This window comes from Streptomyces capoamus, from assembly GCF_014654935.1.
Taxonomy (GTDB): domain Bacteria; phylum Actinomycetota; class Actinomycetes; order Streptomycetales; family Streptomycetaceae; genus Streptomyces; species Streptomyces capoamus.
In genome coordinates this window covers 176,372-179,689 of sequence record NZ_BNBF01000018.1, presented here as the reverse complement: position 1 = coordinate 179,689, position 3,318 = coordinate 176,372, and the positions used below count along the sequence as shown (strand labels likewise).

Sequence of the window (3,318 nt, the reverse complement as noted above, 5' to 3'; positions counted from 1 at the left end):
ACTACCAGCAGGCCGAGGAACGCTACCGCGCCTCCCTCACCATCCTGGAGGAGCTCGGCAACCGCGCCGGCATCGCCTCCAGCTACCACCAACTCGGCATGATCGCGCAACTACAGGGGGACTACCAGCAGGCCGAGGATCGCTACCGCGCCTCCCTCACCATCCTGGTGGAGCTCGGCGACCGCGCCGGCATCGCTCGCAGCTACGGTCAGCTGGGTGTGCTCCATACCCAGCAGCAAGGCCCCGCCGACGGCGTGCCATACACGCTGCAGGCCTTGGCGCTTGAACTGGAGGTCGGAAGGCCACCTGCAACGAGCCTTTTCTGGCTCAGCCGGCAGAGGGCTCTCCTCGGCGACGATGCCTTCCGTTCCCTCCTCGACGAACAACTGCCGGGCCAGGTAGTCGCATCGATCATGGAGGTCACGCAGCCCCAGGACGAACCCCCGCCGGACGACCAGTCAGCCGCCCCCTGAGACCTCACCTGCACGCACCCGACTCGGACCGCACCGCCACATGATCCGCCTCGGTAACGTGACCCGGGGAAACCGATGACGAGGCACACCGTCAGCAGCCGAGGGGAACGGTCATGGTACGCGCGCCCAAGAGCGTGGATGTGAAACTGAACCTGCGCGTGCTGGAGATCTCCGGCACCTGGGAGCCCAACGACGCCGAACGCCGCGCGGCCTGGGAAGTCTACGTAGAACTGGTCACCCGGATCTCCGTCGTCCCCCTGCGCGCCGATGAGGGCCTTCTGCGCGAAGCGCTCAGCAGCCTGTACTCCCTGTTCGCCACGACCCGCGACGTCCTGCGGCGGCACGGCCCCGAGGTCGCCGAGCCCAAGCGCAACGGGCAGTACAACTTCGGCTACCTCGCGGTCGCCATGCTCAACTTCGGGATCCGTCCCCTGCTCGCCCGCTGGCACCCGGCGCTGGAGGACTGGGAGGGCCGGCGTCCTGCCGACCGCTCCCGCCGTGACCATGAACAGCTCTGGGCACAGGCCGACGAACTCCGCGCGGCCCTCAACGACACCCGCCGCATCCTCACCGCCTACGCCGACCTCCTCGCCGGCGCCTGCGGCGTGCCCAACCTCCTGCAAGCGGTGCCCACCGACAACTGATCCCAGGGAGTAGGGGCGGTCAAGCGCGCCGTGAGCATCGCCTCCACCGGGCGCCTCGGCTCAGGCCTCCTCCGCACGCACGCGGGGATGGCCGGCGGTGAGCAGCCTGATGTCTTCCACGTCGGAAGTAAGGATCGTCACCCGGCCGGGATGCTGCAGGGCGGTCGCGCACAGCATGGCGTCGATGGCGTACTTGTGGCCGTGCAGCTCCGCCGCACGCAGCAGGCCTGCGGCGGATTGCGCGACGGCCTGGGTCACCGGCTCGACTTTCAGGCGGGACAGGGTCCATTTCAGTGCGGCTTCGTTGATCTTCGGGTGGATCACCTCGACCAGCACCGCCGCCGAGGTGATCACGGGCAGGTCCGCTTCGCGCGCCGCCGTCAGCCACTCATGGATGCCCCGGTCGCGTTGTACGGCCTTCGCCAAGCCCTCGCTGTCCAGGACCAGGGCACCGCTCACGCGGCTTCCCCGGCATGGGAAGCGCCACCGGTCAGCCGGGCGCGCTTGGCCGCCACGGCCTCGGGGTCGGCCGGGCCGTGCACCTCGTCGAAGTCGGCGATCAGCTCATCCAGGTTGTCCCGCTCGATCTGCCGCTGAGCCGCCTTCTCCAGGTAGGCCGACACGCCCCGCTTGCCGACCCGCTCCCGGATCGCCCGCAGCGTCCCGGCAGTCAAGGTGACGGAGATACCGCTGGTGGGACCCTCGCCGGCCAGGAAGTCCACGTCTTCGCCATCAGCCATACCTCGAGTATGGCATTGAGAATGGCATAGCGGTGGCGCGTCGAGTGGCCGGCGAACCGGGTGGTGCTCGGTCCCACCCGCCGGCCGGTGCTTTCAGCGGGCGTCGGGGACGCTCCGTTCGTCGCGCGGTGCCGACGGCGCGGGGGTGTTCCCGGCCGTCTCCATCGGCGGTGCGGTGCTGGGCTTCCTGAGGGTGAAGGCCAGCAGGCCGCCGAGGACGGAGGCCGCTCCGCCGACCCACATGGCCGTACTCATGCCGTCGGCCACAGCCGCGGCAGCCGGGGCCGGGCCGGAGTCCGGCAGTCCGGCGGTGGCCACGGCGACGAGCAGGGCGAGGCCCGCCGCTCCGCCGATCTGCTGGGAGGTGGTGGCCAGCGCCGAGGCGGCGCCGGCCTCCTGGGGGGCGACACCGGTGGCGGCGGAGGCGAACATGGCGGGGAAGGTGATTCCGCCGCCGACGCCCCACACGACCAGGCCGGGCACCAGGTTCAGGAAGGTGGCGTCGGTGCTCATGGACACCGACAGCAGGACCATGCCCGAGCCGTTGGCGAGCATGCCGGTGAAGAGTGTGGCCCGCGGACCCCACGTGGCCAGCAGGAGGCCGGCGAGCCGCAAGGACGCGGCCATCGAGATGAGGGTCAACGGCACGAAGGCCAGGCCGGCTTCCAGCGCGTCGTAGGACAGGGCGCCCTGCAGGTAGGTGGTGAAGATGTAGTACGAGCCGCCCAGCGCGCTCTGGAAGACCAGGATGATCAGGATCGCGGTCACCAGGCTGCGGTTGCGCAGCAGGCGCAGGGGGACCAGTGGACTCGTGGTCCTGTGCTCGACCACGGCGAAGACCGCGAGGAGCACGGCCCCGACGGCCATCGCTCCTGCCCCGCGGACCGATCCCCAGCCGGCCTCCGGTCCGCTCACCAGCCCGAGTACCACCAGCGAGGACCCGGCGGTGGCGAGCAGTGCGCCCGGCACGTCGAACCCGCCTCGGCGGTCGCGGGCGGTGCGCCGGTCCGCCGGGAGGACGGCGGGTGCCACGGCGGCGGCGAACAGGGCGAGCGGCACCAGGACGAACAGCACCCACTCCCAGCCCCATGCCTGGGTGAGCAGGCCTCCGAGCAGCGCGCCGGCGGCGAGGCCACCGCTTCCGCAGGCGCCCCAGACAGCGAGGGCGCGATTGCGTTCCGGGCCTTCCGCGAAGCACGTGTGGATCATCGCGAGAAGGGCGGGGCTGAGCAGTGCCGCGCCGAACCCCTGGAGCGCACGGGCGGTGACGCGCACGGACGGGCTCTCGGCGAAGCCGCCGAGGAGGCACGAGAGTCCGAATATGACCAGGCCCGCGATGAAGACACCACGGGCACCGAGGCGGTCGACGACGCGACCGCCGAGGAGCAGTAATCCGCCGAAGGCCACGGCGTACGCGCTGACGACCCATTGCAGGGACTGGGCGGTGAAGCCGAGCGCGCT

5 protein-coding genes are annotated in these 3,318 nt (G+C 70.9%); 2 read left to right on the top strand and 3 right to left on the bottom strand.

The window, feature by feature from the left end; genetic code table 11:
• The coding region (locus IE312_RS26475; RefSeq protein WP_189984829.1) for a tetratricopeptide repeat protein at positions 1–473 on the top strand (473 nt) is incomplete at its 5' end.
• A gap of 113 nt (positions 474–586) precedes the next feature.
• Positions 587–1,117, top strand: coding sequence for a hypothetical protein (locus IE312_RS26470; RefSeq protein WP_189984828.1), 531 nt, complete (start codon positions 587–589; stop codon positions 1,115–1,117).
• Positions 1,118–1,177: 60 nt separating this feature from the next.
• Here the strand turns inward: IE312_RS26470 and IE312_RS26465 are convergent, their stop codons facing one another.
• The 3 genes from IE312_RS26465 to IE312_RS26455 form a co-directional block, all read right to left on the bottom strand.
• On the bottom strand, positions 1,178–1,576 hold the full coding sequence (locus tag IE312_RS26465; RefSeq protein WP_189984827.1) for a type II toxin-antitoxin system VapC family toxin: 399 nt from the start codon (positions 1,574–1,576) through the stop codon (positions 1,178–1,180).
• Positions 1,573–1,857, bottom strand: a complete 285-nt coding sequence (locus IE312_RS26460; RefSeq protein WP_189984826.1) for a hypothetical protein — start codon at positions 1,855–1,857, stop codon at positions 1,573–1,575. The genes IE312_RS26465 and IE312_RS26460 overlap by 4 nt, the downstream gene beginning before the upstream one ends.
• A gap of 93 nt (positions 1,858–1,950) precedes the next feature.
• Positions 1,951–3,264, bottom strand: a complete 1,314-nt coding sequence (locus tag IE312_RS26455) for an MFS transporter (protein ID WP_229900463.1) — start codon at positions 3,262–3,264, stop codon at positions 1,951–1,953.
• Positions 3,265–3,318: the final 54 nt, after the last annotated feature.